The following is a 25922-nucleotide window of genomic DNA, read 5'->3' on the forward strand; positions in this document are numbered from 1 at the left end:
TCGTCCGTCGCGAGCAGGACATGGGGTTCTCAGACGTGCTCTAAGAACCGGTCCGCGAGCGCACCGTCCAGGCTCGCCGTGCGGCTGTCGTCATCCCGCCTGGTCAGCGTGATCAGCAGGTGATCATCGGCGAGCCGTTCGGCAAGCCCTTCGCCCCATTCCACGACCACGGCGGCCGAGTCCAGATCGGTGTCCAGGTCGAGGTCGTCCAGCTGCTCGAGGTCACCGCCGAGCCGGTAGGCGTCCACGTGCACCAGCGGGACCCCGTTCTCCCCTGCCGGGTGCACCCTGGCGAGCACGAAGGTCGGCGAGCTCACCCGGCCGCGCACCCCCATTCCCTCGGCGATCCCGCGCGCGAGCACGGTCTTGCCCGCGCCGAGCGGGCCGGAGAGCAGCACCAGGTCACCGGCGCGCAGCCGGGCACCGAGCCCGCGCCCGAAGGCCAGCGTCGCGTCCACATCCGGCAGGGTGATCACGCCGTCTCCTTTCCCGCACAGCGTTGCAACAGCCCGATCAGGCAGGCGTTGACCAGGTCGGGCTGTTCGAGCGGCACCATGTGCCCGGCCCCTGGCGCCCGCACCAGTTCCGCATCGGGCAGCTCGGCCGCGATGCGCTCGGCGTGCTCGAAGGGCAGCAACCGGTCCGCGTCCCCGGAGAGCACGAGCACCGAACTGTGCTTGAGCCCGGCGAGCGCCGCATAGCGATTGTGCTGGCCGAGCGTGTTCAGGAACTCGGTGAGCTCGGCGACCCCGGTCACGGCGAGCATATCGGTCATGAACCGCACGAGCGCCGGGCTGACCTCGCCCGGTCCGAAGGAAAGCCTGCGGGTGAGCCGCCTGGTGACGCCATCGCCCGCGGTGCGCACCAGCTCCACGAACCCCGGCTGCCAATCGGCGAGCCGCCCGACGCCCTTGGGTACCGGATTGCGCGGGGACAGCGCCGAGCGCGGCAAGCCGTGCGCGCCCACATCCCCGGCCGAGGTGGCCAGTAGCGCGACCCCGCGGACCCGTTCGGCGAACAGTTCGGGGTGGATCCGGGCAAGTTCCATGATCGTCATACCGCCCATGGAGTGCCCGACGAGCACGAGCGGCCCGTCCGGGGCGACCGCGCGGATCACCGCGTCCAGATCGCGCGCGAGCTGGGAAATCCGTGCCGAGCCCGGGATCGCGCGCGCGGAACGCCCGTGGCTGCGGTGGTCGTAGAGCACCTGGCGCACCCGCGGTCCGGTGAGTTTGGCCAGCTGCTTGCGCTGGAAATGCCAGCTCCTGCGGGACAGCGCGAAGCCGTGCACCAGCACCACGGTCAGCTCCGGACGGCCGCCGCGCTCCGGATCGACCTCCTCGACCGCGAGCGCCACCCCGTCGTCCGCGGCCACCGTGGAACTCCGGCTCGGCACCAGCTCACCGAGCGGTTCCCCGGCATAGGGATCCTCGCCGCCGCGGCGCGCCCGCACCAGCCCGGCGACCGCGGCCGAACTCGCCGCGACCCCGAGCAACCCGCCGACCAGACCGGCGATCCGTCCGTTCATGCGCCCGTTCCGCGGTACCCGCGCCGCACCCGGGTCCGGTACATCCCGGTCACGATCTCGTAGTCGATCGTGCCGATGGTGTCCGCCCATTCGGTGGCCGTCGGCCCTCCATCGGCCCCGGTGCCGAACAGGATCACCTCGTCCCCGGGCGCCACCTCGTCGTCCCCGAAGTCGGCCACGATCTGGTCCATGCACACCCGGCCGCGCACCGGGCGGCGCTTCCCGTTGCACCACACCGAGAACCGCCCGGAAAGGCTGCGCGGCACCCCGTCCGCGTAGCCGACCGGGATCAGCCCGAGCGTGGTGTCCCGGTCCGCGGTCCAGGTGTGTCCATAGGAGACGGACTCTCCCTCGGGTGCGCGTTTCACCAGCACCACGCTCGACCGGAAGGTCATCGCCGGGATCAGGTCCTCGGGCTGCGGGCACGGGTTCAGCCCGTAGGTCGCGATCCCCGGGCGCACGATGTCGTAGTGCAGCTCGGGCAGGGTCAGCGTGGCCGCCGAGTTCGCCAGGTGCCGCAGCGGATCGAGCCCGGCATCGCGGGCGATCGCGTACGCCTCGTCGAACCGCTTCGCCTGCGCCGCGATCGAGGCGTGCCCCGGCTCGTCCGCGCAGGCCAGATGCGACCACATCGCCACGACCGGATGTCCGGACTTCGCGGCGGCGCGGGTCAGCTCCGGCCAGTCGGCCGGTGGGCAGCCGTTGCGGTTGAGCCCGGTGTCGATCTTGAGGTGCACCGGAAGACCGGCGGGAAGGGCGGCGAGCTGTTCCGCGCTGGCCACCGAGACCTCGATACCCCGCTCGGCAGCCTGGGTGAAATCGGTGCCGGGAACATCCAGCCAGCACAGCAGCGGCGCGGTGATTCCCTTGTCGCGCAGGGCAACCGCCTCATCGAGGGAGGCGACCCCGATCCGGCTGGCCCCCGCGTCGAGCGCGGCGCGCGCCACCGGCTCCGCGCCGTGCCCGTAACCATCGGCCTTGACCACGGTCAGCACCTCGGCCCCCGCTGCCCGCTCGGCGAGCAGCGCGACGTTGTGCCGGATCGCGTCGAGGTCGACGAGGACCTGCGCGCGTTCACTCATGACGTTCCCTTCCCAGTATCGTGCGGATCGCGGCCGGGATCGCCGCGGCGAGCACCGAGGCCGAGATCGGTGCACCGTCCGCGGCCAGCTCGGCGGCGAGCGAATGCAGGTAGGCGCCCGCGGCGGCCGCGTACCCCGGCGCGATCCCGGAGGCCAGCAGCGCGCCGATGATCCCGGAGAGCACATCGCCCGAACCGGCCGTCGCCGGCCAGGCTCCGCGGGCCGGGTTCACCAGCACCGCACCTTCCGGATCCGCGATCACCGTGGTGTTCCCCTTGAGCAGCACGGTAGCCGAGTACCGCGCGGCCGCCGCACGGGCCGCCGCGACCAGGTCCGGTCCCGGATCCCCGGCCAGCCTGGCGAACTCCCCGGCGTGCGGGGTGAGCACCAGCGGGGTGCCCGGATCACGCGCGTCCAGCACCGTGGGATCCGCCGCGATCATGGTCAGCGCGTCCGCATCGGCGAGCACCGGAACCCCGGCGGCGAGCACCTCGGTCAGCACCGACCGGGCGCTGTCCCCGGTGCCCAGCCCCGGACCGACCACCCAGGACTGCACCCGCCCCGCATCGCCGACCGTTCCCGAACCGACCACCTCCGGCCAGCGCGCCCGCACCGCGTCCGCGCTCGAACCCGCGTACCGCACCATTCCCTGGCTGGTGCGCACCGCACCCGATGCGGAAAGCACCGCGGCCCCCGGATAGGCGGCCGAACCGGCGGCGATCCCGGTGACCCCCTGGGTGTACTTGTCGTCCGCCGCGGAAGGCAACGGCAGCAGCGCGGCCACATCCGCGGCCTCGAGCAGCCGGAAATCCGGATCGGCGCACGGAATCCCGATGTCCACCACCTCGGTCCGTCCACTGTGGACCGCTCCGGCGCCGAGCACGTGCGCGGGTTTGAGCGCCTGGAAGGTCACCGTCGCCGTGGCACGCACCGCGGGCCCGTCCACCGCGCCCGTCTCCGGATCGACCCCGCTCGGCAGGTCCACCGCCACGATCGGCGCGCGCACCTCGGCGAGCAGTTCCGCGGCAGCGGGCCGCAGCGGGCCACGCGCGGAGAGCCCCACGATCCCGTCCACGACCAGGTCCGCGGCACGCAGCGCGGCGGCCGCCGCATCCACGGACACCGTGCGCCCACCCGTTCGGCGCAGCGCGGCAAGGCCTTCGCGGTGCGCTCGCTCCGGGGAGAGCAGCACCGCGGTCACCCCGACCCCGCGATTGCGCAGGAAATGCCCCGCCCACAGCGCGTCGCCGCCGTTGTTCCCGGACCCGACGAGCAGCACCACGTGGCGCCCGTACGCCTCGCCGAGCAGCGCGAGCACCCGCTGCGCGACCGCGAACGAGGCGCGGCGCATCAGCACCCCTTCCGGCGTCTGCTCGATCGCGCGCGCCTCGATTTCCCCGAACCGCCGCACCGTGTACCCGTCCCGCACGCAACCGAGTTTGCCACAGCCCCCATGCAAGCGGCATGACCAGGGCAAACAGTCGAGCTACGCGCCCTCGGCGAGGGGAAGCGCGGCCAGCGAGGTCGTCGCGATCGCGGTCAGCTCGGCGCGGCTGACCCCGGCGGCCGCGAGCACTTCCATGCCGCGGGTGACGGCGACGAAGTAGGCCGCGAGGGCGTGCGCGTCGGCCTCGGCCGCGAGCTCGCCGCTGTCCTGGGCGTCGATGATGCACTGCCGGTAGATGCCTTCGAGCCGGGTGAACCCCTCCAGCGCCGAGGCGGCGACATCGGTGTCCCGGTGCCCCAGCTCGACGGTGGCCTTCGTGAACAGCGAGTCCTGCCGGTCGTCGTCGCTGAGCACGAGCGCGACCTTGAGCATCTGCGCCTTGATCCGCTCCAGCGGCGTGGAGCCGGGACCGGCCAGCGCCTCGTCGACGGCCGTGATCGCCTCGGCGGTGCTGGCCAGCAGCGCCTTCATGAACAGCCCGCGCTTGCCCCCGAAGGCGTTGTACAGGCTCTGCTTCCCCAGCCCGGTCGCCTTCATCAGGTCGTCGATCGTGGTCCCGCCGTAGCCGTTGTGCACGAAGGTCTCCCCGGCCGAGGCCACGACCTCGGCCTCGACGAACTTCCGCGGTCTCGGCATGCACCCATTCTACTTTTATTGACTATAACGTCCATAACTGTATTGTGGACGTTATAGTCAATAACTACGGAAGCGGGGCTCAGATGACACCGACAACCGCCAGGACCGCCCTGGTGACCGGGGGAACATCCGGGATCGGACGCGCGATCGCGACCGAACTGGCCGGGGATGGCGTGCACGTCTTCGTGACCGGGCGGCGCCAGGACCTGCTCGACGCGCTCGCCGGGGAACTGGGCGACTCGGCCACCCCGATCCGCGCGGACATCTCGAACCTCGAGGACCTCGATCGGGTATACGACGCGATCCGGGAACACGGCGCGGGCCTCGACATCCTCGTGGCGAACGCGGGTGGCGGTGCCTTCGGGACGCTGGCAGAACTCGAGCCGGAGGATTTCGACCGCACCTTCGGAACCAATGTCCGCGGCACCGTCTTCACGGTGCGGAAAGCACTGCCGCTGCTCAATTCCGCTGCCTCGGTCGTGCTCATCGGATCGACCTCGGCCGCGCGGGCCACCGCCGCGTTCGGGGTCTACTCGGCGAGCAAAGCCGCGATCCGCCAGTTCGGCCGGGTCTGGGCGAAGGAGCTCGCCGAGCGGGGCATCCGGGTCAACACCGTGACCCCGGGACCGACCGAAACCCCGGGGCTCGCCGGATTGGCGGCCGATCCGGACCAGGCACGCGCCCTGCTGGACGACGAGGCCCGCCGGGTCCCGCTCGGCCGGCTCGGGCAACCGGCCGAGATCGCCGAGGCGGTGCTGTTCCTGGCCTCGTCCCGGGCGAGCTTCATCACCGGCACCGAGCTGTTCGTCGACGGCGGGGAATCCGACGCCTGACCCGCGGCGGAGAAGGATCAGCTCGCGGGCGTCGCATCCCGCTCGGCGAAGACCTCGCGGGCGACGAAGGTCGCGTTCAGCGCCCGGGGGAAGCCGCAGTACACGGTGGCATGCAGCAGCGCTTCGGTGATCTCCTCGCGGCTGATGCCGACGTTCAGCGCGGCGCCGATGTGCACCTTGAGCTGCGGTTCGCATCCCCCGAGCGCGGTCAGAATCCCGAGGGTGACCAGCTGTCGGCTGCGCGGATCGAGTCCGGGGCGGTCGTAGATGTCCCCGAACGAGAACGCGGCCACGTGGTGCCCGAGCGCGGGGTTGATGTCGGCGAGCGAGTCGATGACGGCCTCGCCCTGATGTCCGTCGATCTCGGACAGCACCGATTGCCCGTGCCGGCGGCGGGCGAGGTTCTCCGGGCTGTCGATGTCGTGCTGCGCGGCGGTGCCGGTCATGGCTGGTGTACCTCCTGGTAGAGAGCGATCTTGTACTCGGTTGTGGCAAGGGCGAGCTGCAGCTGGGCGATCTGGGACCGCAAGGTGTCCCGGTGCTCCAGCAGCAGGTCCATGCGTTCGGACACGGTGTCCTGCTCGGAGTCGACGAGGTCGATGTAGTGGCGCAGGTCGCTGATCGGCATACCCGAGGTGCGCATCCGGGTCAGGAACACCAGCCGGCGCACCGCGGGCGCGTCGTAGCGGCGGTGACCGGCCGCGTCCCTGGCGACCCGGACCAGACCGATGCGCTCGTAATACCGCAGCGTGTGCGGACTCACCCCGAGGTGCGCCGCCGTGGTGGCGATGTCCCACTCGGTCGCGTCGTCATCACGCGCGAGCTCACGAAGCGCCTCGATCGAGACCCCGCCGGGCGGATCCACCGCCAGGCGCAGGGCCTGGCGCAGTGCCTCGTCCTGTTCCATACCGACCGACGGTAGGGGTTTGAGTGCGCTCAAACGCAAGGCCGTCCGCCGCACGAGGATGGAGTGAGGCGGTTCACGACCGCTTTCGGAAGCCCTGGTTCCGTGGAATCGTTATGAGTGGCGGATCGATTCAGTTGGTGACCATTCGGGTCCCGGTCCACGTATCCCGCGCACTGCCGCGCCCCTTGTCTTCGAAACCTCACAATCGCAACAGGAGATTGCTGTGCCCATCGCCCTGCTCGCGCTCGCCATCGGTGCCTTCGGCATCGGTTCGACGGAGTTCGCCGTCATGGGTGTGCTGCCGGACATCGCACACAACCTGCATGTGTCCATTCCGCAGGCGGGTTACCTGGTCACCGGGTACGCGATCGGTGTCGTGGTCGGTGCCCCGCTGCTCACCGCCCTGGCCAACCGGCTCTCCCGCAAACACATGCTGCTGGCCATGATGGCGGTGTTCACCATCGGCAACCTGGCCGCGGCCATGGCCCCGAACTTCGAGACGCTGATGGCCGCCCGGGTCCTCACCGCGCTGCCGCACGGCGCCTTCTTCGGTGTCGGTTCGGTGGTCGCCGCCAAGCTCGTGCACTCCAGCCAGCGCGCGCGGGCGATCTCGATGATGTTCCTCGGCCTGACCATCGCGAACGTGCTCGGGGTTCCCGCCTCGACCGCGCTCGGCCACGCCGCGGGATGGCGGATGACCTTCGCCTCGATCGCGGGGATCGGCGCGATCGCGGTGATCGGCGTCGCCCTGCTCGTGCCGCGGATGCAGGAACACGGCCAGGTGCGCATCAGCGCCGAACTGCGGGCGTTCACCAAACCCCAGGTCTGGCTCGCACTCGGGATCGCGACCTTCGGGTTCGGCGGCGTGTTCGCGACCTACTCCTACATCGCCCCGATGCTCAGTAACCTCGCCGGGATCGGCCCGGACGGGTTGACCATCACGCTCGCCCTGTTCGGGCTCGGCCTCACCGTCGGGAACCTGATCGGCGGACGGCTCGCCGACCGGGCGCTCATGCCGTCCATGTACATCGCGCTCGGCGGGCTCGCGGTGACCCTGGCACTGTTCGCGATCACCGTGCACAACCAGGTGAGCGCCATGATCACGGTGTTCTTCATCGGGATGATCGCCTTCATCGCCATTCCCGCGGTGCAGACCAAGATCATGCGCTCCGCGGAGGAGGCCCCGACCATGGCCGCGGCAGCGGTGCAGTCCGGGTTCAACATCGCCAATGCCGCGGGCGCGTTCCTCGGTGGCGCGGTGATCGACGCCGGGCTCGGCTACACGGCACCGAACCTGCTCGGCGCGGTGCTCGCCTCGATCGGCCTCGGCCTGGCCATCGCGTCCGGGCTGCTGGACAAGCGCCGCAAGCCGGTGCGGACCCCGGCGGCGATCGGATCCGCCGCTACCGCGGAGGCTCCGGCGACTCCGGAAACCGAGGTCACGCCGGAACCACAACGGGCTTGATCGTCGCGGGATCCCGCGCGGCGACGGTCAGCGCGCCGCGCACCTCGGTGAGCGGGAAGCGGTGGGTGACCAGCCGGTCCAGCCGCACCGCCCCGCTCGCCGCGAGCTCGATCGCGGTCGGCCAGGTGTTCGCGTAGCGGAAGGTGCCGGTGACCTCGAGCTCGTACTGCTGCACCCGGGCCACCGGCAGCGCGAGCTCATCGGCGCCCATCCCGATCAGCACCGCCCGGCCCGCGCGCCCCAGCGCCGCGATGCCCTGCAGCGTCGCCCGCGGATTGCCCGAACACTCGAGCAGCACATCGGCCTCGACCCCGGTCAGTTCGGCGCGGCCGACATCGATGGTGCGCGCACCGAGCTCCCCGGCGACGGCGAGCCGGTGCTCGTTCACATCGGTGACCACGACCTCGCTCGCGCCGAAGGCCCGCGCGGTCTGCGCGGCGATCAGCCCGATCGGCCCGGCCCCGGTGACCAGCACCCTGCTGCCCGGCCCGATCCGCGCCTTGCGGGCGCCCCAGACCCCGACCGACAACGGCTCGAGCAGCGCACCGGCCTCATCGCTGATCGAGTCCGGCAGCGGATAGGCGAACGCCTCGTGCAGCGTCACGTATTCGGCGAAGGCTCCGTCGATCGGCGGGGTCCCGAAGAACACCATGTCCGGGCACAGGTTGTAGCGCCCGAGCCGGCATTCCGCGCACCGGCCGCAGGGCACCCCCGGCTCGATCGCGACCCTGGTCCCGGGAACGTGTTTGCGCGCACCCGGTCCGCAGGCCACGACGACACCGCTGGCCTCGTGACCGAGCACGAGCGGCTCGCGGACCACCGCATCCCCGATCCGGCCCTGCTCGTAGTAGTGCACATCCGAACCGCAGGTGCCGACGGCCGCGACCTTGATCAGGACCTCGCCCTCGGCAGGGACCGGTACCGCGCGCTGTTCGGTTTCGACCTCGTGCACGCCCCGCAGGACGCTCACGGTCATCTGTTCGGGAACCGTCACCCGAACAGTCTTACTCGACCGTGACCGACTTCGCGAGGTTGCGCGGCTTGTCCACGTCGTAGCCCCTCGAGCGGGCGATCTCGGCGGCGAGCACCTGCAGCGGCACCGTGGAGACCAGCGGCTGCAGCAGCGTCGGGACCGCGGGGATCTCGATGAGGTGATCGGCGTAGGCGCGCACCGTCTCGTCGCCCTCCTCGGCGATCACGATGGTGCGCGCGCCGCGGGCCTGGATCTCGGAGATGTTCGAGACCAGCTTCGAGTGCAGCACCGCGCGGCCCTTCGGCGAGGGCATCACGACCACGACGGGCAGGCCTTCCTCGATGAGCGCGATCGGGCCGTGCTTGAGCTCGCCCGCGGCGAATCCCTCCGCGTGCATGTAGGCGAGCTCCTTGAGCTTGAGCGCACCCTCCAGCGCGACCGGGTAGCCGACGTGCCTGCCGAGGAACAGCACCGCCTTCGAGTTGGCCAGCCCGCGGCCGAGCTCACGCACCTGCTCCACCGTCTCGAGCACCCGGGACACCGCCTCGGGCATCGCCTCGAGCTCGGCGAATTCGCGGGCCACCTCGTCGGGGTACTTGGTGCCGCGCGCCTGCGCGAGCGCGAGCCCGACGAGGTAGTTCGCGGCGAGCTGGGCGAGGAAGCACTTGGTCGAGGCGACCCCGATCTCCGGCCCGGCGTGGGTGTAGAGCACCGCGTCGGATTCACGCGGGATCTGCGCGCCGTTGGTGTTGGACACGGCGAGCACCCGCGCCCGCTGTTCCCGGGCATGCCGGACCGCTTCGAGGGTGTCCGCGGTCTCCCCGGACTGGGAAACGGCGACCACCAGGGTGTCCCGGTCGAGCACCGGATCCCGGTAGCGGAACTCGGAGGCGAGCTCGACCTCGACGGGCAGCCGGCACCAGTGCTCGATCGCGTACTTCGCGACCAGCCCGGAGTGGTACGCGGTACCGCAGGCCACGACGAACACCTTGTCGATATCGCGCAGGTCCTGGTCGCCGAGGCGCTGCTCGTCGAGCGTGATCCGCTGGCCGTCGAAGTGCCCGCGCAGCGTGTTCGCGAGCGCGGTCGGCTGCTCCTCGATCTCCTTGAGCATGAAGTACTCATGCCCGCCCTTCTCCGCGGCGGAGAGATCCCAGTTGACCGTGAACGCCTTCGCCTCGACCGGCTCGCCGTCGAAGTCGTACACCGTGTAGCCGTCATCGGCGATCCGGACGAGCTGGTCCTGCCCGAGCTCGACCGCGGACCGGGTGTGCTCGATGAACGCGGCGACATCGGAGGCCACGAAGTGCTCCCCCGCGCCGACACCGACCACCAGCGGCGAGGACCGCCGGGCGGCGATGATCTCGTCCGGGTGCGCGAGGTGGGTGACCACGAGGGTGAACGCGCCCTCGAGCCTGCGGCACACCTGCCGCACCGTCTCGGTGAGGTCGCCGGTGTATCCGGCCGCGATCAGGTGGGCGACGGTCTCGCTGTCGGTCTCGCTGGCGAGCTCCACCCCGGCCTGTTCGAGTTCGGCACGCAGCTCGGCGAAGTTCTCGATGATGCCGTTGTGCACCACGGCGACATCCCCGGCCAGCGAGCGGTGCGGGTGCGCGTTGCGGTCGTTGGGCGCGCCGTGCGTCGCCCACCGCGTGTGGCCCATGCCCGCCGTTCCGGAGAACCGTTCCCGGCCCTGGGCGTCCAGCGCCTCCTCGAGATTGGCCAGCCTGCCGGCCTTGCGCTCGATAGCCAGTTCGCTCGCCTTGTCACCGGCGCGCTCCCGTCCGTGCAGGATCGCGACCCCGGAGGAGTCATAACCCCGGTACTCGAGCCTGCGCAGGCCGTTCAACACCACGTCGAGCGCGGGCCGATGCCCGACATATCCCACGATTCCGCACACCCCGCCAAGGGTACTGACCGGTCGGCGCGGCGGCGCCGGGGCTCGACGTGCCGCTGAACACCCTCGTTCCCGGACACCCACGCCCGGTAGCGCGGGAGGTGGATCGAGGCGGCCCGGCCCGGTGCTGCCTCACAGGTATTTGGTTATGCGCTGCCAGGTTTCGTCGGGCGCCTCCTCGGGTGCGAAATGGCCCGCGCCAGGCACGAGCCCGTGGTCGAGGGCTCGGACTCCCGCCGCGCGAAACCCCTCGGCGAACCGGGGCAGCCGGCCGCGCTCGTGTTCGCCGCGCAGGTACAGCAGCGGGGTGTCCACCGGATCGGTGCGCTCGGCATTGCGCCGCGCGTCCAGCTCGAACGCCCGGTACCAGCCGAACCCGGCGGACAGTGCCGAGGACGTGGCATAGGTCTCGGCATAGGCGTCCCGCTCGGCCTCCCCGATCGCCTCCGAACCGGGAGCGCTGAGCACGTCGAAGAAGTAGTCGAGGTACGCGCGCTCGCGGCCACGCACCAGCCGCTCCGGCAACTCGGGCACCCCGTGGAAGGCGAAGTGCCAGATCGCCGGATTGCGCAGGACCTCGCTCCACGGCTCCACACCCGGTATCGCGACGTTCAGGATCACCGCCGCCCGCAGCGGATGCCTGCGCAGGTACGAGTAGACGACCATGCCGCCGATGTCGTGCCCCACGAGCGTGACCGAGCGCAAGCCGAGCTCCCCGAGGACCGCGTGCACGAAATCGGCGAGCTCGTCTTTCGAACCGTCGGTCAGCACACCTGCCGAGCCCCCGACGCCCGGCAGATCGATGGCGACGGCGTAGTGCTCGGTGGCGGCGAGCGGGAGGAGCCTGGCCCAGCTGCGCGCTGACTCCGGCCAGCCGTGCAGGAACACCACGGGTGGCGAGCGCGGATCCCCCGCCACCCGCACCTGGACGGGCACCCCGTCGACTCGGCATTCGATCATATGTTCGACCATGGTGACAGTTCTACCGCATGCCGCCGACAATTTCCGTATCCACTGGGCGCACCACCCCGCGGATTCGGTTACCGTGCAGATCATGTCTTCGCCGAAGCGGCTGTTCACCCAGCTCAGCCAGCCCGGACCGCACTCGGTCGCGCGGGGGAACCTCGCCCTGGTCGGTATTCCCGGCTACGTGTTCACCCCGGTCGAGGGCACCGGGCTGCCCGCGGTGGCCTTCGGGCACGGCCTGCTCCAGCCACCCGCCAGGTATGCGGGCCTGCTGCGCCACCTCGCCTCCTGGGGAATCGTGGCCGCCTGCCCGGCGACCCAGCGTTCGCCGCTGCCCTCGCACCGGATGTACGCCGCCGATCTGCGGGTGGCCCTGGACATCTGCACGGATGTGCGGCTCGGCGAGGGCGAGATCTCCGTCGACCCGAAAAAGCTCGGCCTCGCCGGGCATTCCATGGGGGCGGCGGCCGCGGTGCTGCTCGCCGCCGAGGACCCGCGGGTGCGCGCGGTCGCCACGCTCGCCATCGCGGAGTCCCTGCCCTCGGCCGCGGATTTCGCCGCGCGTTGCACGATGCCCTCGCTGCACATCGCCGCCGGGGAAGACCTCATCGCGCCGACCACCGCGCACGCGACCCCGATCGCGAAGGCCTGGGCGGGACCGGCGCAGCTGCGCACCGCCCCGAAAGCGAGCCACCTCGCGTTCACCGAGGGGCGGCACTGGACCGAGCTACTGCTGCACGGCAAGGCGAACCACAAATCGATGCGGACCGCGAAGGCACTGCTCACCGCTTTCTTCCTGAAATACCTGACCGGGGCGAGCGGCTACGACGCACTGCTCGACGCCGAGCTCAAGGGCGCGGACCTCGCCTACTCCGCGCAACCGTGAACAGCCATAAGCGTTGTCATCCACGGGTTTATCCACAGCATCTCTACTGTCGACAGGCTTTTCCACAGAGTTGTCCACAGGGCGCCTGGGGATTGCCGGGATCAGTGCTGTAGCCAGGACCGGTTCGAGAAGTCCTCGTCATCGTCTTCGGGGGCGGGGCGGCGCGTCCGCCTCGGTGGTGGCTGTGGCGGCGCTGGACTGAACGAACCGCCCGCCTCGTCCTCGTCCGGCCCGAAGGACAGCACGGTGTCGGCAGTCTTGCGTTTCCACGGATCGGGCTGGTTCGCGGCCTCCAGTTCGGCGCGCGCCTTCTCCTGCTCCGCGAGTTGTTCGCGCGCCAGGGCCTCCCGCTCGGCGATACGCTGCTCGTACTCGTTCAGTTCCTGTTCGAGCTCGCCGACGCGCTGATCCGTGCGCTCCCGCAGCTCACCGATGATGTCCCGGAACGGCGCGGTGATCCGGTGCCATTCCGGACTGCCTTCTTCGAACACTGGAACGTCACCGCCTGTCGAACGGGCCGAACAGATCGCTGGCCAGATCGGCAACCGATTCCCCGACCTCGTCGAACAGGTTGCCCTCGGTGCTCCAGGAGCTCGCCCCGCGTTCCTGGTCGCCGCCGCCACCGCCGCCACCCATGCCGCCCATCATCGGCATACCGCCCATGGCGCCGCCCTGATCGCCGGACTGTCCTTCCGGATGCCCACCCGGATGGCCGCCCGGGCCACCGACACCGGGACCACCGGGGCCACCGGCCTGCTGAGTGTGCGCGTCCCCGACACCGGCGCCATAGCCACCGTCCTGGTTCCCGTCCCCGGCCATGTTCGGATCGGCCCCGGACATCCCGCCTGGCTGCATCGGCTGTTCGGCACCGCCGCCCATGCCCGGAACCCCGGCACCGAAACCGCCGTCCATGGCGTTCGCGGTCGTGGTCTGGCCGGGAATCGGTTCGTGACTCGCCGCGGCCGGGTGCTCGGCCCCACCGGCGGGCGCGGCACCGCCGAGATCACCGGAGGCGTGCTGGATCCCCGGCGCAGCACCGGCGGAGGCGGCAGCCGGTTCGGCAGTGGGTGTGTGTTCGGCGGCGGGTGTGTGCTCGACAGCCGGGGAAGCACCCGTGCCGGGATCGCTCGCCTCGGGCATCGAGGGTTCAGCGGCGGATCCGGGCGCGGTGGCGGACTCGGCGTTCGGCGGCGGTTCCCCGGGCGAGCCATCGCCACCGGCCGGGCCATCGCCGGGCGGGCTCGCGCCACCGGCCGGACTCATGCCATCCGGCGAGCCGCCGCCGGTCGGGTCTCCATGCTGCCCCGCGGGATCCGTTCCGGTGCCCTCGGTCGATTCGATGGTGTAGCTGGCCGGTTTGCCGGATCCGTCGTCCACGGTCACCTTGACCTGGTCGGAATCCGGCGCTTTGTCCAGCGAGATGGTTGTCTTGCCGTCGTGGATCTCGGCATGCCCGGACTGATCGGCGTGCACCGGCTGGGCGCCACCGGATCCCTCGGCCCCGCCCGGCCCTGGAGCGCCGCCCGGCGCCGAGCCCTTGCCGAAGTCCACGTCGTAGCTCTTCGGCTGCCCGGATCCGTCGTCCACGCTCAGCTTCATGTGCCCCTTGTCGTCCGGGGTGGTCAGCTCCAGACCGCGCCCGCCGGGTTCCTTGATCTTGACGGTCTCCGGCTTGTCCGCCGCGGCGCCCGGGTCCGGTGTCCGGTCACCGGGGCCGGGGTCCGCGGACGGGCCCGTCTGCCCGGCCTGGAGATCCTCCGGTTTGGGCATCGCGGGCATCGCGGGCATCGCGGGAGTGGCGGCCGCGGCCGGGGGCGCCGGTGGCTGCTGGGGCGGTTGGCCCGGACCAGTGCCCGGGCCGCCACCGTTCGCGCTCGCGGTCGTGGTGGTGCCGGAATCGCCGCCGGTCTGCGGTGGTTTCTCGCTCGGCCCACCGGTGTTCTTCGGGCCACCGCCATCGTCCGGGCCCTTGTGCTCGGCCGGCTGTTCCTTCGGCGGTTCCAGGGCGGCGTACGGGTTGTCCTTGGCCCGCCCCAGTTCGGTTTCCAGGGTGCTGAAGACTTCCCGCACCGCCTTGTTCGCGTTCTCCACCACGCTTTTCAGCCCGCTCGCGGCGGCATAGTAGGACGCGGCGAACTCGTCCATCTCCCGGCTCCGCGCATCCGCCCAGGTCGTATCGGCGCCGCCGTCGCCGAGATCGCAGAACCCGGCCACCTCGCGCAGTGCCCTGGTCAGCCCGGGGCCGGGGGCGATGCCGGACTTGCCGCTGTACTGCGCCACTGATCCGGCCAGCGCCGCTACCTCCGGGAACGAGGAACCGTCCACCACGTCGCCGCCCGCGGTCAACGGCGATTCGGCGCGCTGCCAGCCCTTCGCGCCGAGGAAGGCGCCGTCCACCTCGACGCCGTTGCGCAGCGCCTGATCGAGCTGATCCAGCGCGGAACTCCAGTCACCGCGCTTGGTCCCCTGATCCTCCCCCTCGCCGCCGAGGTGGTCGAACTTGCGCATGAACTTGTCGCCGATTCCACCGTCCCTGGCGAAGGCGGCCACTTTGTCGATCGCCTTCTTCAGGCTGTCCGCGGCGGCCCCGAGCGCGGTACCGACGTGCTGCACCGAACCCGCGTAGTCCCGGGAAATGTTCGCGAATTCATCGTATTTCTTCAGCGCCGCGCGCGAGGCCGCGCCATTCCACCCCTGATCGAGATCCCCAGCCGCTTTCTTCATCAGGCCATCGATCTGCCCGGTCCCCTGGCCGATCTTTTTCAGCCGATCGACCATTTTGCTCATGGCCCCGATATCCAGGCCCTTGAGTTTGTCGATCTCTTTCTTTTTGGTTTCATCGAACATGCCGAAGCTTTTCCAGGTGCCACGCGAACCCGGATCGGCGCATTCGTGCACCCGGGAAGATCCCGTGTTATCGGCGCCGGACCATCTGTCGTAGAGGAAGCCGAGGCGATCGGGGGCGAGCATGCGGGCGAGTTTGTACACCTCGTCCAGATACTTGTCGGAGAGGTATTCCTCGGTGGCCGGAGCGGTCAACGGCTCCCGGACGGGTTCGCCGTAGCTCTCGTCACCGCTCATCACTGATCCCTCTGCAGCTTGCTGAACTTCCAGTGGCCGCTTTCCTCGTTCAGCGACTGGGCGTTCGAGGTGTCGATCAGTGCCTGTTCCATCTGCTGCAGATACTGCTTCGCGGTGTCCGCTCCGCTGGCGAATCCGTTGACCTTCTCGAGCAGCTTCCGGCCGGTACCCGCTCCCTCGTCGGTCAGGCCGAAGTGCCTGGCCTGTAGCTCGCCGGTCGCGTCACCGAAGTACGACTTCACCGTGGACATCGCGTTCCCGAGGTCGGACATGCGCGTGCCGGCCGCATCCACGACGGCCTTGTCGAACTGCAGCTTCTTGTCGAAAGTCATCGCCCCTCCTCGCGATCGTCCACCGCGATCCGACGCATCCGGTATCAAGCCAGTTCCAGCGTGATGATGTCACACCGGATGGGCGTCGTGGGCCAGTTCGGCCGCGGTTCAGCTGGCCGAGCCGACGACCTCGGCGAGGCGGCGGGCATTGGCCTCGGCAAGCTCCTCGGAGGGCGCCTCGACCATGACCCGGACGAGCTGTTCGGTCCCGGAAGGGCGCAACAGGACCCTGCCGGTCTCCCCGAGCTCGGCTTCGACGGCCTCGACCTCGGCGAGCACCCCGGCATGGGTGGCCACCGCCGCCTTGTCCCCGACCCGCACGTTCAGCAGGACCTGGGGCAGCCTGCGCATGACCCCGGCCAGCTCGGCGAGCGGCCGTCCGGTCTGCGCGACCCGCGCCATCAGGCGCAGCGCGGTGAGCAGTCCGTCTCCGGTGGTGGCGTACTCGGGCAGCACGATGTGGCCGGACTGTTCGCCACCGAGGGCCAGACCGGCCTCGCGGAGCGCGGCGAGCACATAGCGGTCACCGACCTTGGTGCGGGTGACCTGGATTCCGGCGTTCTCCATGGCCAGGAACAGGCCGAGGTTGCTCATCACGGTGGCGACGAGGGTGTTCTCGGTGAGTTCGCCGCTCTCGTGCATGGCCAGCGCGAGCACGGCCATGATCTGGTCGCCGTCGATCTCGGCACCGTCGGCATCGATGGCCAGGCAGCGATCGGCGTCCCCGTCGTGCGCAATCCCCAGATCGGCCCGGTTGGCGAGCACGTGTTCGCGCAGCGATCCGAGGTGCGTCGACCCGCAGTCCTCGTTGATGTTGATGCCGTCCGGCTCCGCGTGCACCGCGATGACCTCGGCACCCGCGCGGCGGTAGGCCTCGGGAGCCACGGTGGCCGCTGCCCCGTTGGCGCAGTCCACGACGACCCGCAGTCCGTCGAGCCGGACCGGCGTGGCGGCGAGCAGGTGATCGATGTAGCGGGTGGCGGCGTCCCCGGCCTCGGTGACCCTGCCGATTTCCCGGCCGGTCGGGCGCGCACCCGGTTCGCCGATGCGGCGCTCGATCTCGTCCTCGACCTCGTCGGGGAGCTTGTGCCCACCGGCGGCGAAGATCTTGATGCCGTTGTCCGGCATCGGATTGTGCGAGGCGGAGATCATCACGCCGAGATCCGCGCCGAGCTCACCGACCAGGTAAGCCACGGCGGGCGTGGGAAGGACACCGAGACACAGCACATCGGCGCCCGCACTCGTGAGCCCCGCGACGACCGCGGCCTGCAACATCTCGCCGCTCGCCCGCGGATCCCTCCCGACAACAGCGCGCGGGCGCCCGCCGTCCAACTTCTCGGCGAGCACCCGCGTTGCCGTTGCTGCGAGGCCGAGTGCCAGTTCTGGAGTGAGGTCGTCGCCCGCGAGACCGCGGACGCCGTCCGTACCGAACAGTCGACCCATGGGGTCCCTCGTCAGCGCTTGGAGTACTGCGGCGCCTTGCGGGACTTCTTGAGACCGTACTTCTTGCGCTCCTTCACCCGCGGGTCGCGAGTGAGGAAGCCGGCCTTCTTCAGCGAGGGACGGTCGTCCGGGTCGGCCTCGGTGAGCGCGCGCGCGATCGCGAGGCGCAGCGCACCGGCCTGGCCGGAGGGGCCGCCGCCGGAGAGGGTCGCGAAAACGTCGAACTGCTCGCGCCGGTCGGTGGTGACCAGCGGCTCCCGGATGAGCTGCTGGTGCAGCTTGTTCGGGAAGTAGGACTCGAGCGGCTTGCCGTTGAGCGTGAACTTGCCGCTGCCGGGCACCATGCGCACGCGGGCGATGGCGCGCTTACGGCGGCCGACGGTCTGCGGGGTCGGGTTCACCGGTCCGGGGGCCGGCACGGCGACGTCCTCGGCACCGATGGGAGCGGAGAGCTCCTCGGCGACGAACTCGTCCGCCACGTATTCTTCTTCGACCGACTCTCCGGTCGCGTCAGTCTCGGGGGTCGTCACTGCTTCGTCCTCGAATGTCGCCGTCTCAGGGTTGGTCATGGTGTTACTTGGCCGCCTTCCGCACCTCGAACGGCTGCGGCTGCTGCGCGGTGTGCGGGTGCTCCGGACCCGCGTACACCTTCAGCTTGCTGGCCATCGCGCGGCCGAGCTTGTTCTTCGGCAGCATGCCCTTGATGGTCTTCTCGACGAGCCGCTCCGGGAACTTGTCGATCATCTCACCGAAGGAGCGCTTGCTCAGACCACCCGGGTAGCCGGAGTGCCGGTAGACGAACGCGTCCTGGCGCTTGTTGCCGGACAGCGCGATCTTCTCGGCGTTCACGACGATGACGAAATCGCCGGTGTCCATGTGCGGCGCGTACATCGGCTTGTGCTTGCCGCGCAGCAGCGTGGCCGCCTGAGTGGCCAGCCTGCCGAGCACGACGTCCTCGGCGTCGATCACGTGCCAGGCGCGGGTGATGTCGCCAGGCTTCGGGCTGTACGTGCGCACGGAACTACCTCGTCATCGATTTGCGGTGAGTCTTTGGGTATCGCAGTCCCGCCCCGCGGGCCACATGCGATGGCCGCCCGGCGTGTCAGTTACCGAGCAACAGCATTAGAAGATACCGTGTCGCTCTCGGGAGGGTTGACACGGGGGTCGGTTAAGGACGCGCCGAGCACGTCCGAGGACACACGGAAGGCCCCGGGCAAGCAGCCACGGGGCCCTCAGCGGTGCAACGTCACTGAGCGAAACGCTTCTGGTTCGCACCTTCGGTCGCCACGTAGTTCTCGTGCACGGCGTCGACCGTCTTGGCGATCTGCTCGAGCGTGCGCTCGAGGTCGTTCGCGGCGGTCATCCACCTGTTCTTGGCGTTCTGGAAGTCGCCTCCGGCGCCACCCTCCCAGATCGTCTCCAGCTCTTCGATCTTCTTGCGCAGCTGGCCGATGTGGTCGGCGATCTGGCCGGACTGGGACTTGAGGCTCTGACCGGTGGCCCCCAGTTCCTCGAAATTGACTTGGATGTTGTCCATACCCATAACTAACCGCTCCCTAGAGTTCTCTTAGCTCGTCGAAAGGTGCTCGACTGGTCACCCGTTGTTGAGAGCCTGCGACAGCTTCGACAGCTGCTGCTTCGACTCTTCTTCCTGCTGCTCGTACGCGGCCGCGGAGCCACTGACCTGCGTGGCGATCTCGTTGAGCGAGTCGTTGAGGGTCTTGGCGTCCTGGAGGTACCGGTTCATCAGCTCCTGGAACGCGCCGGAGGCGACACCCTTCCAGCTCTCCACGATGCTCTCGATGGTGCGACCAACGGAGGAGATGGTCGTCTGCAGCTCCTTGTTGGTGTTCTCCATGTCCTTCGCTGCCTGGTGCAGCTGCGGAGCACCTGTCTTCATATGTCCGGCCATGAGGGTGCTACCCCCTTCTTGTGTCGTGGGTTTTCCGTCCCGATCGTACGGTATTTGGTTCGTACGCTCCTGCGACGACGACCTTGCCATGCCGGTTCCACCTTGTCCCAGCTTTCCTCGAAGTAGTTGCGATTGCGAATCGCGCAACCGGGAACCGATTCTTCGGAATGCCGAACGCACTGGTCAGAGCGCTACTTGTGGTATCGCCGGGGCATGTTGATCTTCATGCACTCAGGTGAACACGGTGGATAACCGCCACCCGCGAATGCCCGGCGAAATACTCGCGCGCGGAATTCGCGAATCCGTTCTTCAGGACATCAAGCGGCCCTGGGAGAAATCCTCGTCGTCATAACCGAGCGGTTCCCGCGTTCGCCCGGCCGCGCTCTGTGCGGGATTCGCGGTCCCGGCGGGCCCGGTTTCCCCGTCCTCGCCCTTCCCGTCCGCGGTGGCGGCTTCCTCGCGGGCCAGCTGCTCGGCACGGAAGGCCTCGCTGCGTTCGGCCGCGTCGCTGGAAGCCTTGCGGGCACGGTCCAGCGCGGCGTCCACCTCGTCGGTGAACGCACGAACGGCCTCGGTGAACCCGCTCATCCCTGATTCCTGATCTGCATGCTCCGCACGACCTGCTCGCAGGAGGGGCGCACGTTCTGCGCCTGCGCTTCGCTGTACTGACACCCGATGGACAGCTGCACCTCGCCGTCCACGAGCACGTACCACTCCACGTTCGCCCGCACGGCCCCTTCGGTGGACTGTCCCCGATAGTAGGCGACATCCCGGTCCGCGTACCTGATGCTCGGCTGGAAACCGGTGAATCCGGCCGCGCGCACCTTGGGCTCGAGATCCGCGAGGAACCCCTGGCGTGCCTGGGCGTTGTTCACCGGTTTGCGCAGCCGGGTCTCCTCCACGTAGACCCGCGCTTCCGGGGAAGCACTGCCACCGGGGGAAACCGTGACCCCGCGCTTGGCCGGATTGCCGCCGCTCTGCTGCCACCCGGCGGGCAGGGTGAACGCGTAGTCGTAGGTGGCGAGTGGTTTCCCGTTCTCGGCCTTCGGTGGTTGCGGTGTCGAACCGCCGAAGCCGAACACCAGGCCAAGCACCACGGCGGCGACCACGACCACCCCGGCACCGGCGATCCACAGCGCCCGCTTGCGCTTGGCCGGTGCCTCGGCCGGTGTCTGCGGGAACGGTTGTGGCGGCGGAGCCGGGCGGGGCGGCACCGGCTGCGGGGCGGGGACCGGCTGCGGCGCGACCGGCCGCGGCCCGGTGGCGTACGGCGGAGGCACCGGCTGGGACTGCTGCGCGGACTGCGGCCCGCGCGCGGTCCCGGTGCTGTATCCATCGGTGTGTTCCGGATCGACGAGCACCGCGCGCAGCGCGCCGCGGGCGACCACGGTCTCCGGCTGGTCCAGGGTCACCGGGATGACCCCGAGCCGTTCGTGCACCAGCCGGGCGACGTGCGGGATCCGGCTCGAACCACCGACCAGGAACACCCCGCCCAGTTGTTCGCGCGGCACCTGCGAATCGGTGAGCGCGGCCGCGGCGAGTTCCACCGTGCGCCGCAGCGGCTCCCCGATCAGCCGCTCCAGGTCGCCGCGGGTGACATGGGCGTCGTTGAACGGATCCGGCAGCGGGACATCCGTGTACGGGTGCCGGGACAGGGTTTCCTTGGAACTGCGCACATCGGCGCGCAGCACCCGCCTGCGGCGGCGGTCGGCGAGCTCTCGGCCGGTCATCAGCTGCTGCCACTGCTCGGCGTACCGCGCATCGAGCAGCGAACCGACGTGTTCGAGCAACAACTGGTCGATGTCCGAACCGCCGAAGTTCGGATCGCCCTTGGTGGCGAGCACTTCGAAGCCGCCGACCGAACCGGGCGCCCCGCGGCTCTTGCGCACCACGCTCACATCCACGGTGCCGCCACCGAGATCGAGCACGGCGAGCGCCTTACCGTCCGGCATGGTGTGGTTCGCGGCGTGGAAGACGGCGGCCGCCACCGGTTCCGGAACGAGTACCACCCGGTGCCCGAGCCCGGCGCCCGCCTGACGCAGCGTGCGGGTGCGGATCACGCCCCAGTCCGCGGGATGGGTCAGCACCAGCAGGTCCACGCCGCGGTTCCCGGCGATCCGGCGCGCTTCACCGACCGCGCGGCGCAGCACCGCGCGCACCACGTCCTGGACCGGGAGCACCGCGTCCCCGAGCAGCAGCTCGCCCTCGTCGATGCGCCGCTTGGGATGCGGTTCGTAGCGCGCGGGATCGATCGCGGCCTGGCGTTCGGCCTCCTGCCCGACGAACAGGGTGCCGTCCGCCGCCGCGAACACCGCCGAGGAGATCAGCGGCTGCCCGTCGACGTTGGCGACCTGTGGCTCCCTGCCATCGACGGACACGGCGACACAGGTGCTCGAGGTGCCGAAGTCGACGGCGACGTTTACCGCCATCCGATCACTCTGGCGGGATCCACGAGATCTGCATCAGCTGCTTGCCCGCCTTGCGGGTGATGAGCGTGCCCCGGCCGGGCGGCATCTGGGACGGGCGAACCCCGCCCCACAGGTCACCCTCATCGCGGGAACCGGAACCGACGAACCCTGGCGCGGAGATCTCCTTGAGCTTGCCGACCACCGGGTCGAAGCTGGTCCGCGATGCGCCACCACTGCGCCGGGTCACGATCATGTGCAGCCCGACGTCCTTGGCCTGTGGAAGGAACTCACCGAGCGGCTGCAGCGGGTTCCCGCTCTGCGTCGCGACCAGGTCATAGTCGTCCACGATCACGAACAGTTCGGGGCCCTTCCACCAGGAACGGTTCTTCAACTGTTCCTGGGTGACATCCGGACCGGGGATCCTGCCCTGCATCGAACCCTTGATGTCCCCGACGAACTCGTTGAGCTGGGCCGCCGAGACCGCGTACCCGAGCAGGTGCTCGGACTCGATGAACCCGAGCATCGTGCGCCGGTAGTCGACGAGCACGATGACCGCTTCCTTGGGCGTGTACTTCTCGGTGATCCCGCGGCAGATGGTGCGTAGCAGGTTCGTCTTGCCCGCCTCGCCGTCGGTGAACGCCACCAGGTGCGAGTCCGCGTCGAAGTCCAGCAAGACCGGGGCGAGCGCGTCCTCGTCCACCCCGATCGGGATGAGCCTGCGCCCTCCGGTGTCCTCCGGGACGAGCCGGGCGACCTCGTCGTAGCCGATCATCTCGGGCAGCAGCCGGACCGGCGGGGCATTGCGTCCGGTCCAGGCATCGGAGATCGCGCGCGCGGCCGCCTGCACCCCGTCGGCGACGGTCTCGTCGTCCGAGGAGGCGTCGATGCGCGGCAGCCCGACGAGGAAGTGCAGCTTGTCCCTGGACAGACCGCGGCCGGGCCTGCCCTCGGGCACATTCTGCGCGAGCTTGCGGTCGGTCTCCGATTCGGAGGGGTCACCGAGGCGCAGCTCGAAGCGGGTCCCGATGAGGTCCTTGACCGCGGGCCGCATCTCCGCCCAGCGGTTCGCGGTGATCACCACGTGCACGCCGTAGGAAAGCCCCTGGGCGATGACCCGCTGTGCGGAGTCCTCCAGCGACTCGAACTCGTTGCGGAAGTTCGCCCAGCCGTCGATGAACAGGAACACGTCGCCGAACGGGTCCTCCTTGAGTTCCCCGCGACGGCGCCGGTTGCGGAAGTCGGTCATCGAGTCCACGCCGAGCTCGCGGAACCGGCGCTCCCGGTCGGTGATCAGCTGCACCATCTCGGCGATCATCCGGCGCGCCAGATCGGGATCGAGCCTGCTGGCCACGCCACCGGTGTGCGGCAGCGACTGCAGGCCGCCGAGCGTCCCACCACCGAGGTCCAGCGCGTAGAACTGCACTTCCTCCGGAGTGTGGGTGAGCGCCATCGACATCATCATCGTGCGCACCAGCATCGACTTACCGGACTGCGGCCCGCCGACGACGAGGCCGTGCCCCGCGGCACCGGAGAAGTCCGCCCACAGCAGATCGCGGCGCTGTTCGTAGGGCTTGTCCACCAGACCGAGCGGGACCTGGAGCCTGCCGTTGCCGTAGAAACCGGCCGGGGTGAGCCCGCGGTCCTCGGACGGACCGATCGGCGGCAGCAGCTGGTCCAGTGACGGCGGCTCGTCCAGCGGCGGCAGCCATACCTCGTGCGCGGGCGGGCCCTGGCCGACGAGCCTGCCGATGATCAGGTCCAGCTGGGTCGGCTCGTTCGAGTCGTCTTCCTTTTTCTCCGGCTCCTCGACGACCTGCGGCTGCTCCGGTTCGGCGGGCTTCTCGATGAAGTCCGGGACGAACATCTGTGGTTTGCGGCTCAGCGAGACCGGGGAGCTGCGCACCACCGGCTGCATCCCCGAGGGCCGCCACGGACCTGAGACGTAGGCCGCCTTGAACCGCACCATCGGCTCACCCTGGATGGCCAGGTACCCGGACCCCGGGATGGGCGGGAGCTCGTACGCGTCCGGGACCCCGATCGCGGACCGGGATTCCGCCGCGGAGAACGTCTTGAGACCGATGCGGTAGGACAGGTAGGTGTCCAGGCCGCGCAGCTTGCCCTCCTCGAGGCGCTGCGAGGCGAGCAGCATGTGCATCTGCAGTGAGCGGCCGACCCGGCCGATCTGCAGGAACAGGTCGATGAAGTCCGGCTTCGCGGTCAGCATCTCGGAGAACTCGTCGATCACGATGAACAGCGCGGGAAGCGGATCGAGATCGGCGCCGTTCTCGCGCATCTTCTCGTAGTCCCACACGTTCTTCGCGTTCGCCTTGGCCAGCTGCTCCTGGCGGCGGGCGCACTCACCGGCGATCGCGTCCCGCATGCGGTCCACCAGGGTCAGGTCGCCCTCGAGGTTCGTGATGGTCGCCGCGACGTGCGGGGCATCGTCGAACCCGTTGAAGGTCGCACCACCCTTGAAGTCGACCAGGATCATGTTCAGCGCCGTCGAGGAGTGCGTGGCCAGCATGCCCAGCACCAGGGTGCGCAGGAACTCCGACTTACCGGAACCGGTGGCGCCGACGCAGAGCCCGTGCGGGCCCATGCCTTCCTCGGCGGCCTCCTTGATGTCCAGCTCGACCGGCTGACCGCTTTCCCCGACCCCGAAGGTGACCCGGTAGCGGTCCCGCTTCGGCCGCGGGCGCCAGGCCTGCTGCACGTCGAAGGTCATCGGGTCGCCCGGGATGCCGAGCAGTTCGAGCATGCCCGGGTTGGACAGCAGCGGCTCCTCGTCGCCGGGTCCCTCGGCGGCCACCCCGACCCGGTACGGAGCGAGCTTACGGGCCAGCGCCTCGGCCTCGACCACGGAGAGCTGGTCCGGGGTGCCGAACCACTCCACGCCGCCCGCGTTGCGCGCGCCGAGCTGGTCCCCCTCGACCACGAGCCGCAGCCCGCGCCGCGCGGTGAGCGAGCCGAGCGAGTTGCTCAGGTCGATCATGGTGACCCCGACGAGCCCCTCTTCGAGGATCAGCTGCTCCTCGCCGTGGATCTCGCCGTCGTCGATGACGATGATGACCTGCGCCTGGTCATTGCCGGGCGGGGTGTTGCGGGTGAACCGCTGCCGGTCCCCGATCACCTCGTTCAGCATCTGCTCGATTCCCCCGAGCGAGGGGGCGATCATCCGCACCGGCCCGATGCCGTCGGTCTCGGTGGGGTGCTGGGTGTGCGGCAGCCACTTGGTCCATTCCCACTCGGCCTTCGTGCGGCCCGCGGAGACCACCGCGATCATCACGTCTTCCGGCGTGTGGAAGGTGGCCAGCTGACCGAGCAGGGCCCTGGTGAACGCCCGGGCCTTGGCGCGCTCCCCGCCGATGCCGATGGCTGCGAACCCGCGCACGCTCGAGGCGATGGGCAGGTCGGTGACGATCGAGTGCGCGCGCACGAACCGGCGCAGCGCGAGCGTGGAGATCGGCTCGAGTTCGTCGACCGGACCGGTCTGCGGCGGGACCAGCCTGCTCGCCAGCCGCTGTGAACCGCGGCCGACGCGCACGTGGCAGAAGTCGGAGTCCGAGGGGCGCCGTTCCCACATCCTGCGGGTGGAGACCAGCGACCACAGCGTCGCCGGATCGGGCAGGTTCCAGTCCCGCTCGCGGCGCTGCTCCTCGGTCGCCTCGCGGGCGCGCTCGCGCATCTGGCCGAGGTAGCGCAGGTAGTCCTTGCGGTCCTCGTTCATCTCGGCCTTTTTGTTGCCGCCCTGACCGCCCCGGCCGGCCATCATCCCGATCGTCGAGATCATGAACATGCCACCGAACAGCAGCGAAGTGGGGTTCCCCTTCGAGCTGGTGAACATGAAGGCCATCATCCCGACCGAGGCCACGATCATGACCGCGGGAAGCAGCTTCATGACGATGTTGCCCGGGATGACCCTCGGCACCTCGGGCGGCGGCTCGAGGTGCACCTCGCCACCAGGCGGTTTGGGTGCCGCCAACCGAGCGGAGCGCCTGAACTGCACCGTGCTCACGATTTCTCCTCGAGCGTCTGGTCCCCGACTTTTCCCTGCTTTCCCTACCAGATCGCCCCTATGGATGGGGAAGATCTGGCAAAGTCACCGATGTTCGCCCGCGCCCCGGGC

The 25922-nt window shown here is 69.8% G+C and carries 24 protein-coding genes; 3 read left to right on the top strand and 21 right to left on the bottom strand.

Annotated features, from left to right (window positions below):
* Window positions 1-29: 29 nt before the first annotated feature.
* The 5 genes from tsaE to AD72_RS13410 are packed head-to-tail and all read right to left on the bottom strand — an operon-like array spanning window position 30 to window position 4693.
* A complete protein-coding gene (gene tsaE, locus AD72_RS13390) occupies window positions 30-476 on the bottom strand; it encodes a tRNA (adenosine(37)-N6)-threonylcarbamoyltransferase complex ATPase subunit type 1 TsaE (RefSeq protein WP_031466819.1) in 447 nt (148 codons plus the stop codon).
* Window positions 473-1528 (bottom strand): alpha/beta fold hydrolase, encoded by a 1056-nt coding sequence (locus tag AD72_RS13395; RefSeq protein ID WP_031466820.1) that lies wholly within the window; start codon window positions 1526-1528, stop codon window positions 473-475. Before AD72_RS13395 ends, tsaE begins: the two co-directional genes overlap by 4 nt.
* Window positions 1525-2610 carry an alanine racemase gene (gene alr, locus AD72_RS13400; protein ID WP_031466821.1) on the bottom strand — a complete coding sequence of 362 codons (1086 nt, stop codon included), beginning with the start codon at window positions 2608-2610 and terminating at the stop codon, window positions 1525-1527. Before alr ends, AD72_RS13395 begins: the two co-directional genes overlap by 4 nt.
* On the bottom strand, window positions 2603-4039 hold the full coding sequence (locus AD72_RS13405; protein ID WP_031466822.1) for a bifunctional ADP-dependent NAD(P)H-hydrate dehydratase/NAD(P)H-hydrate epimerase: 1437 nt from the start codon (window positions 4037-4039) through the stop codon (window positions 2603-2605). The genes alr and AD72_RS13405 overlap by 8 nt, the downstream gene beginning before the upstream one ends.
* A gap of 57 nt (window positions 4040-4096) precedes the next feature.
* On the bottom strand, window positions 4097-4693 hold the full coding sequence (locus AD72_RS13410) for a TetR/AcrR family transcriptional regulator (protein ID WP_031466823.1): 597 nt from the start codon (window positions 4691-4693) through the stop codon (window positions 4097-4099).
* A gap of 83 nt (window positions 4694-4776) precedes the next feature.
* On the opposite strand from AD72_RS13410, the gene AD72_RS13415 reads away from it, so the two are divergent.
* Complete coding sequence (locus AD72_RS13415) at window positions 4777-5526, top strand: SDR family NAD(P)-dependent oxidoreductase (protein WP_031466824.1); 750 nt, start codon at window positions 4777-4779, stop codon at window positions 5524-5526.
* A gap of 17 nt (window positions 5527-5543) precedes the next feature.
* Here AD72_RS13415 and AD72_RS13420 read toward each other — a convergent pair whose 3' ends face one another.
* Window positions 5544-5972 carry a carboxymuconolactone decarboxylase family protein gene (locus tag AD72_RS13420; protein ID WP_031466825.1) on the bottom strand — a complete coding sequence of 143 codons (429 nt, stop codon included), beginning with the start codon at window positions 5970-5972 and terminating at the stop codon, window positions 5544-5546.
* A complete protein-coding gene (locus AD72_RS13425; protein WP_031466826.1) occupies window positions 5969-6433 on the bottom strand; it encodes a MerR family transcriptional regulator in 465 nt (154 codons plus the stop codon). The genes AD72_RS13420 and AD72_RS13425 overlap by 4 nt, the downstream gene beginning before the upstream one ends.
* Window positions 6434-6656: 223 nt before the next feature.
* Here AD72_RS13425 and AD72_RS13430 point away from each other — a divergent pair, with 223 nt between their 5' ends.
* The gene (locus AD72_RS13430; RefSeq protein ID WP_037345714.1) at window positions 6657-7898 is read left to right on the top strand and encodes an MFS transporter; all 1242 of its coding nucleotides are present in this window, start codon (window positions 6657-6659) and stop codon (window positions 7896-7898) included.
* On the opposite strand, the gene AD72_RS13435 is transcribed toward AD72_RS13430, so the two are convergent.
* From AD72_RS13435 to AD72_RS13445, 3 genes are all read right to left on the bottom strand, one after another.
* A complete protein-coding gene (locus tag AD72_RS13435; RefSeq protein WP_031466828.1) occupies window positions 7873-8874 on the bottom strand; it encodes an NAD(P)-dependent alcohol dehydrogenase in 1002 nt (333 codons plus the stop codon). The genes AD72_RS13430 and AD72_RS13435 overlap by 26 nt on opposite strands.
* A gap of 28 nt (window positions 8875-8902) precedes the next feature.
* Complete coding sequence (gene glmS / locus AD72_RS13440; protein ID WP_031466829.1) at window positions 8903-10771, bottom strand: glutamine--fructose-6-phosphate transaminase (isomerizing); 1869 nt, start codon at window positions 10769-10771, stop codon at window positions 8903-8905.
* Between the two features lie 129 nt (window positions 10772-10900).
* Window positions 10901-11728 (bottom strand): alpha/beta fold hydrolase, encoded by an 828-nt coding sequence (locus AD72_RS13445; RefSeq protein ID WP_037345731.1) that lies wholly within the window; start codon window positions 11726-11728, stop codon window positions 10901-10903.
* 91 nt (window positions 11729-11819) lie between these two features.
* Here AD72_RS13445 and AD72_RS13450 point away from each other — a divergent pair, with 91 nt between their 5' ends.
* Entirely contained in the window at window positions 11820-12620 is an 801-nt protein-coding gene (locus tag AD72_RS13450) for a poly(ethylene terephthalate) hydrolase family protein (protein ID WP_031466831.1), read from the top strand.
* A gap of 101 nt (window positions 12621-12721) precedes the next feature.
* On the opposite strand, the gene AD72_RS13455 is transcribed toward AD72_RS13450, so the two are convergent.
* The 11 genes from AD72_RS13455 to AD72_RS13505 all read right to left on the bottom strand — a co-directional run bounded on the left by AD72_RS13455 (window position 12722) and on the right by AD72_RS13505 (window position 25811).
* On the bottom strand, window positions 12722-13111 hold the full coding sequence (locus AD72_RS13455) for a hypothetical protein (RefSeq protein ID WP_031466832.1): 390 nt from the start codon (window positions 13109-13111) through the stop codon (window positions 12722-12724).
* 7 nt (window positions 13112-13118) lie between these two features.
* Entirely contained in the window at window positions 13119-15701 is a 2583-nt protein-coding gene (locus AD72_RS13460; RefSeq protein WP_037345717.1) for a hypothetical protein, read from the bottom strand.
* Window positions 15701-16033, bottom strand: coding sequence for a hypothetical protein (locus AD72_RS13465; protein WP_031466833.1), 333 nt, complete (start codon window positions 16031-16033; stop codon window positions 15701-15703). Before AD72_RS13465 ends, AD72_RS13460 begins: the two co-directional genes overlap by 1 nt.
* Before the next feature lie 108 nt (window positions 16034-16141).
* A complete protein-coding gene (gene glmM, locus AD72_RS13470; RefSeq protein ID WP_031466834.1) occupies window positions 16142-17476 on the bottom strand; it encodes a phosphoglucosamine mutase in 1335 nt (444 codons plus the stop codon).
* 11 nt (window positions 17477-17487) lie between these two features.
* Window positions 17488-18045 (bottom strand): 30S ribosomal protein S9, encoded by a 558-nt coding sequence (rpsI, locus tag AD72_RS13475; protein ID WP_031466835.1) that lies wholly within the window; start codon window positions 18043-18045, stop codon window positions 17488-17490.
* Between the two features lie 4 nt (window positions 18046-18049).
* The gene (gene rplM, locus AD72_RS13480) at window positions 18050-18493 is read right to left on the bottom strand and encodes a 50S ribosomal protein L13 (RefSeq protein WP_031466836.1); all 444 of its coding nucleotides are present in this window, start codon (window positions 18491-18493) and stop codon (window positions 18050-18052) included.
* Between the two features lie 229 nt (window positions 18494-18722).
* On the bottom strand, window positions 18723-19013 hold the full coding sequence (locus AD72_RS13485) for a WXG100 family type VII secretion target (protein ID WP_197284961.1): 291 nt from the start codon (window positions 19011-19013) through the stop codon (window positions 18723-18725).
* Window positions 19014-19070: 57 nt separating this feature from the next.
* A complete protein-coding gene (locus AD72_RS13490) occupies window positions 19071-19478 on the bottom strand; it encodes a WXG100 family type VII secretion target (protein WP_082468931.1) in 408 nt (135 codons plus the stop codon).
* A 219-nt stretch (window positions 19479-19697) separates the two neighbouring features.
* Window positions 19698-19976, bottom strand: a complete 279-nt coding sequence (locus AD72_RS13495; protein ID WP_031466839.1) for a hypothetical protein — start codon at window positions 19974-19976, stop codon at window positions 19698-19700.
* Window positions 19973-21817, bottom strand: a complete 1845-nt coding sequence (locus tag AD72_RS13500; protein WP_031466840.1) for a type VII secretion-associated protein — start codon at window positions 21815-21817, stop codon at window positions 19973-19975. The genes AD72_RS13495 and AD72_RS13500 overlap by 4 nt, the downstream gene beginning before the upstream one ends.
* A 4-nt stretch (window positions 21818-21821) precedes the next feature.
* Window positions 21822-25811, bottom strand: coding sequence for a type VII secretion protein EccC (locus tag AD72_RS13505; RefSeq protein ID WP_031466841.1), 3990 nt, complete (start codon window positions 25809-25811; stop codon window positions 21822-21824).
* Between the last annotated feature and the right edge of the window lie 111 nt (window positions 25812-25922).

It is taken from the genome of Sciscionella sediminilitoris (genome assembly GCF_000737195.2).
In the GTDB taxonomy this organism is placed as follows: Bacteria; Actinomycetota; Actinomycetes; order Mycobacteriales; family Pseudonocardiaceae; genus Sciscionella; species Sciscionella sediminilitoris.

What these genes read in the sequence shown, in the direction of transcription:
- AD72_RS13410 (WP_031466823.1), bottom strand. Translation starts at nt 4,693, where the DNA reads ATGCCGAGACCGCGGAAGTTCGTCGAGGCCGAGGTCGTGGCCTCGGCC.
- AD72_RS13465 (WP_031466833.1), bottom strand. Translation starts at nt 16,033, where the DNA reads ATGACTTTCGACAAGAAGCTGCAGTTCGACAAGGCCGTCGTGGATGCG.
- AD72_RS13435 (WP_031466828.1), bottom strand. Translation starts at nt 8,874, where the DNA reads ATGACCGTGAGCGTCCTGCGGGGCGTGCACGAGGTCGAAACCGAACAG.
- AD72_RS13500 (WP_031466840.1), bottom strand. Translation starts at nt 21,817, where the DNA reads ATGGCGGTAAACGTCGCCGTCGACTTCGGCACCTCGAGCACCTGTGTC.
- AD72_RS13495 (WP_031466839.1), bottom strand. Translation starts at nt 19,976, where the DNA reads ATGAGCGGGTTCACCGAGGCCGTTCGTGCGTTCACCGACGAGGTGGAC.
- AD72_RS13460 (WP_037345717.1), bottom strand. Translation starts at nt 15,701, where the DNA reads ATGAGCGGTGACGAGAGCTACGGCGAACCCGTCCGGGAGCCGTTGACC.
- alr (WP_031466821.1), bottom strand. Translation starts at nt 2,610, where the DNA reads ATGAGTGAACGCGCGCAGGTCCTCGTCGACCTCGACGCGATCCGGCAC.
- glmM (WP_031466834.1), bottom strand. Translation starts at nt 17,476, where the DNA reads ATGGGTCGACTGTTCGGTACGGACGGCGTCCGCGGTCTCGCGGGCGAC.
- AD72_RS13425 (WP_031466826.1), bottom strand. Translation starts at nt 6,433, where the DNA reads ATGGAACAGGACGAGGCACTGCGCCAGGCCCTGCGCCTGGCGGTGGAT.
- AD72_RS13420 (WP_031466825.1), bottom strand. Translation starts at nt 5,972, where the DNA reads ATGACCGGCACCGCCGCGCAGCACGACATCGACAGCCCGGAGAACCTC.
- AD72_RS13395 (WP_031466820.1), bottom strand. Translation starts at nt 1,528, where the DNA reads ATGAACGGACGGATCGCCGGTCTGGTCGGCGGGTTGCTCGGGGTCGCG.
- AD72_RS13485 (WP_197284961.1), bottom strand. Translation starts at nt 19,013, where the DNA reads ATGGACAACATCCAAGTCAATTTCGAGGAACTGGGGGCCACCGGTCAG.
- rpsI (WP_031466835.1), bottom strand. Translation starts at nt 18,045, where the DNA reads ATGACCAACCCTGAGACGGCGACATTCGAGGACGAAGCAGTGACGACC.
- AD72_RS13445 (WP_037345731.1), bottom strand. Translation starts at nt 11,728, where the DNA reads ATGATCGAATGCCGAGTCGACGGGGTGCCCGTCCAGGTGCGGGTGGCG.
- AD72_RS13490 (WP_082468931.1), bottom strand. Translation starts at nt 19,478, where the DNA reads ATGGCAAGGTCGTCGTCGCAGGAGCGTACGAACCAAATACCGTACGAT.
- AD72_RS13415 (WP_031466824.1), top strand. Translation starts at nt 4,777, where the DNA reads ATGACACCGACAACCGCCAGGACCGCCCTGGTGACCGGGGGAACATCC.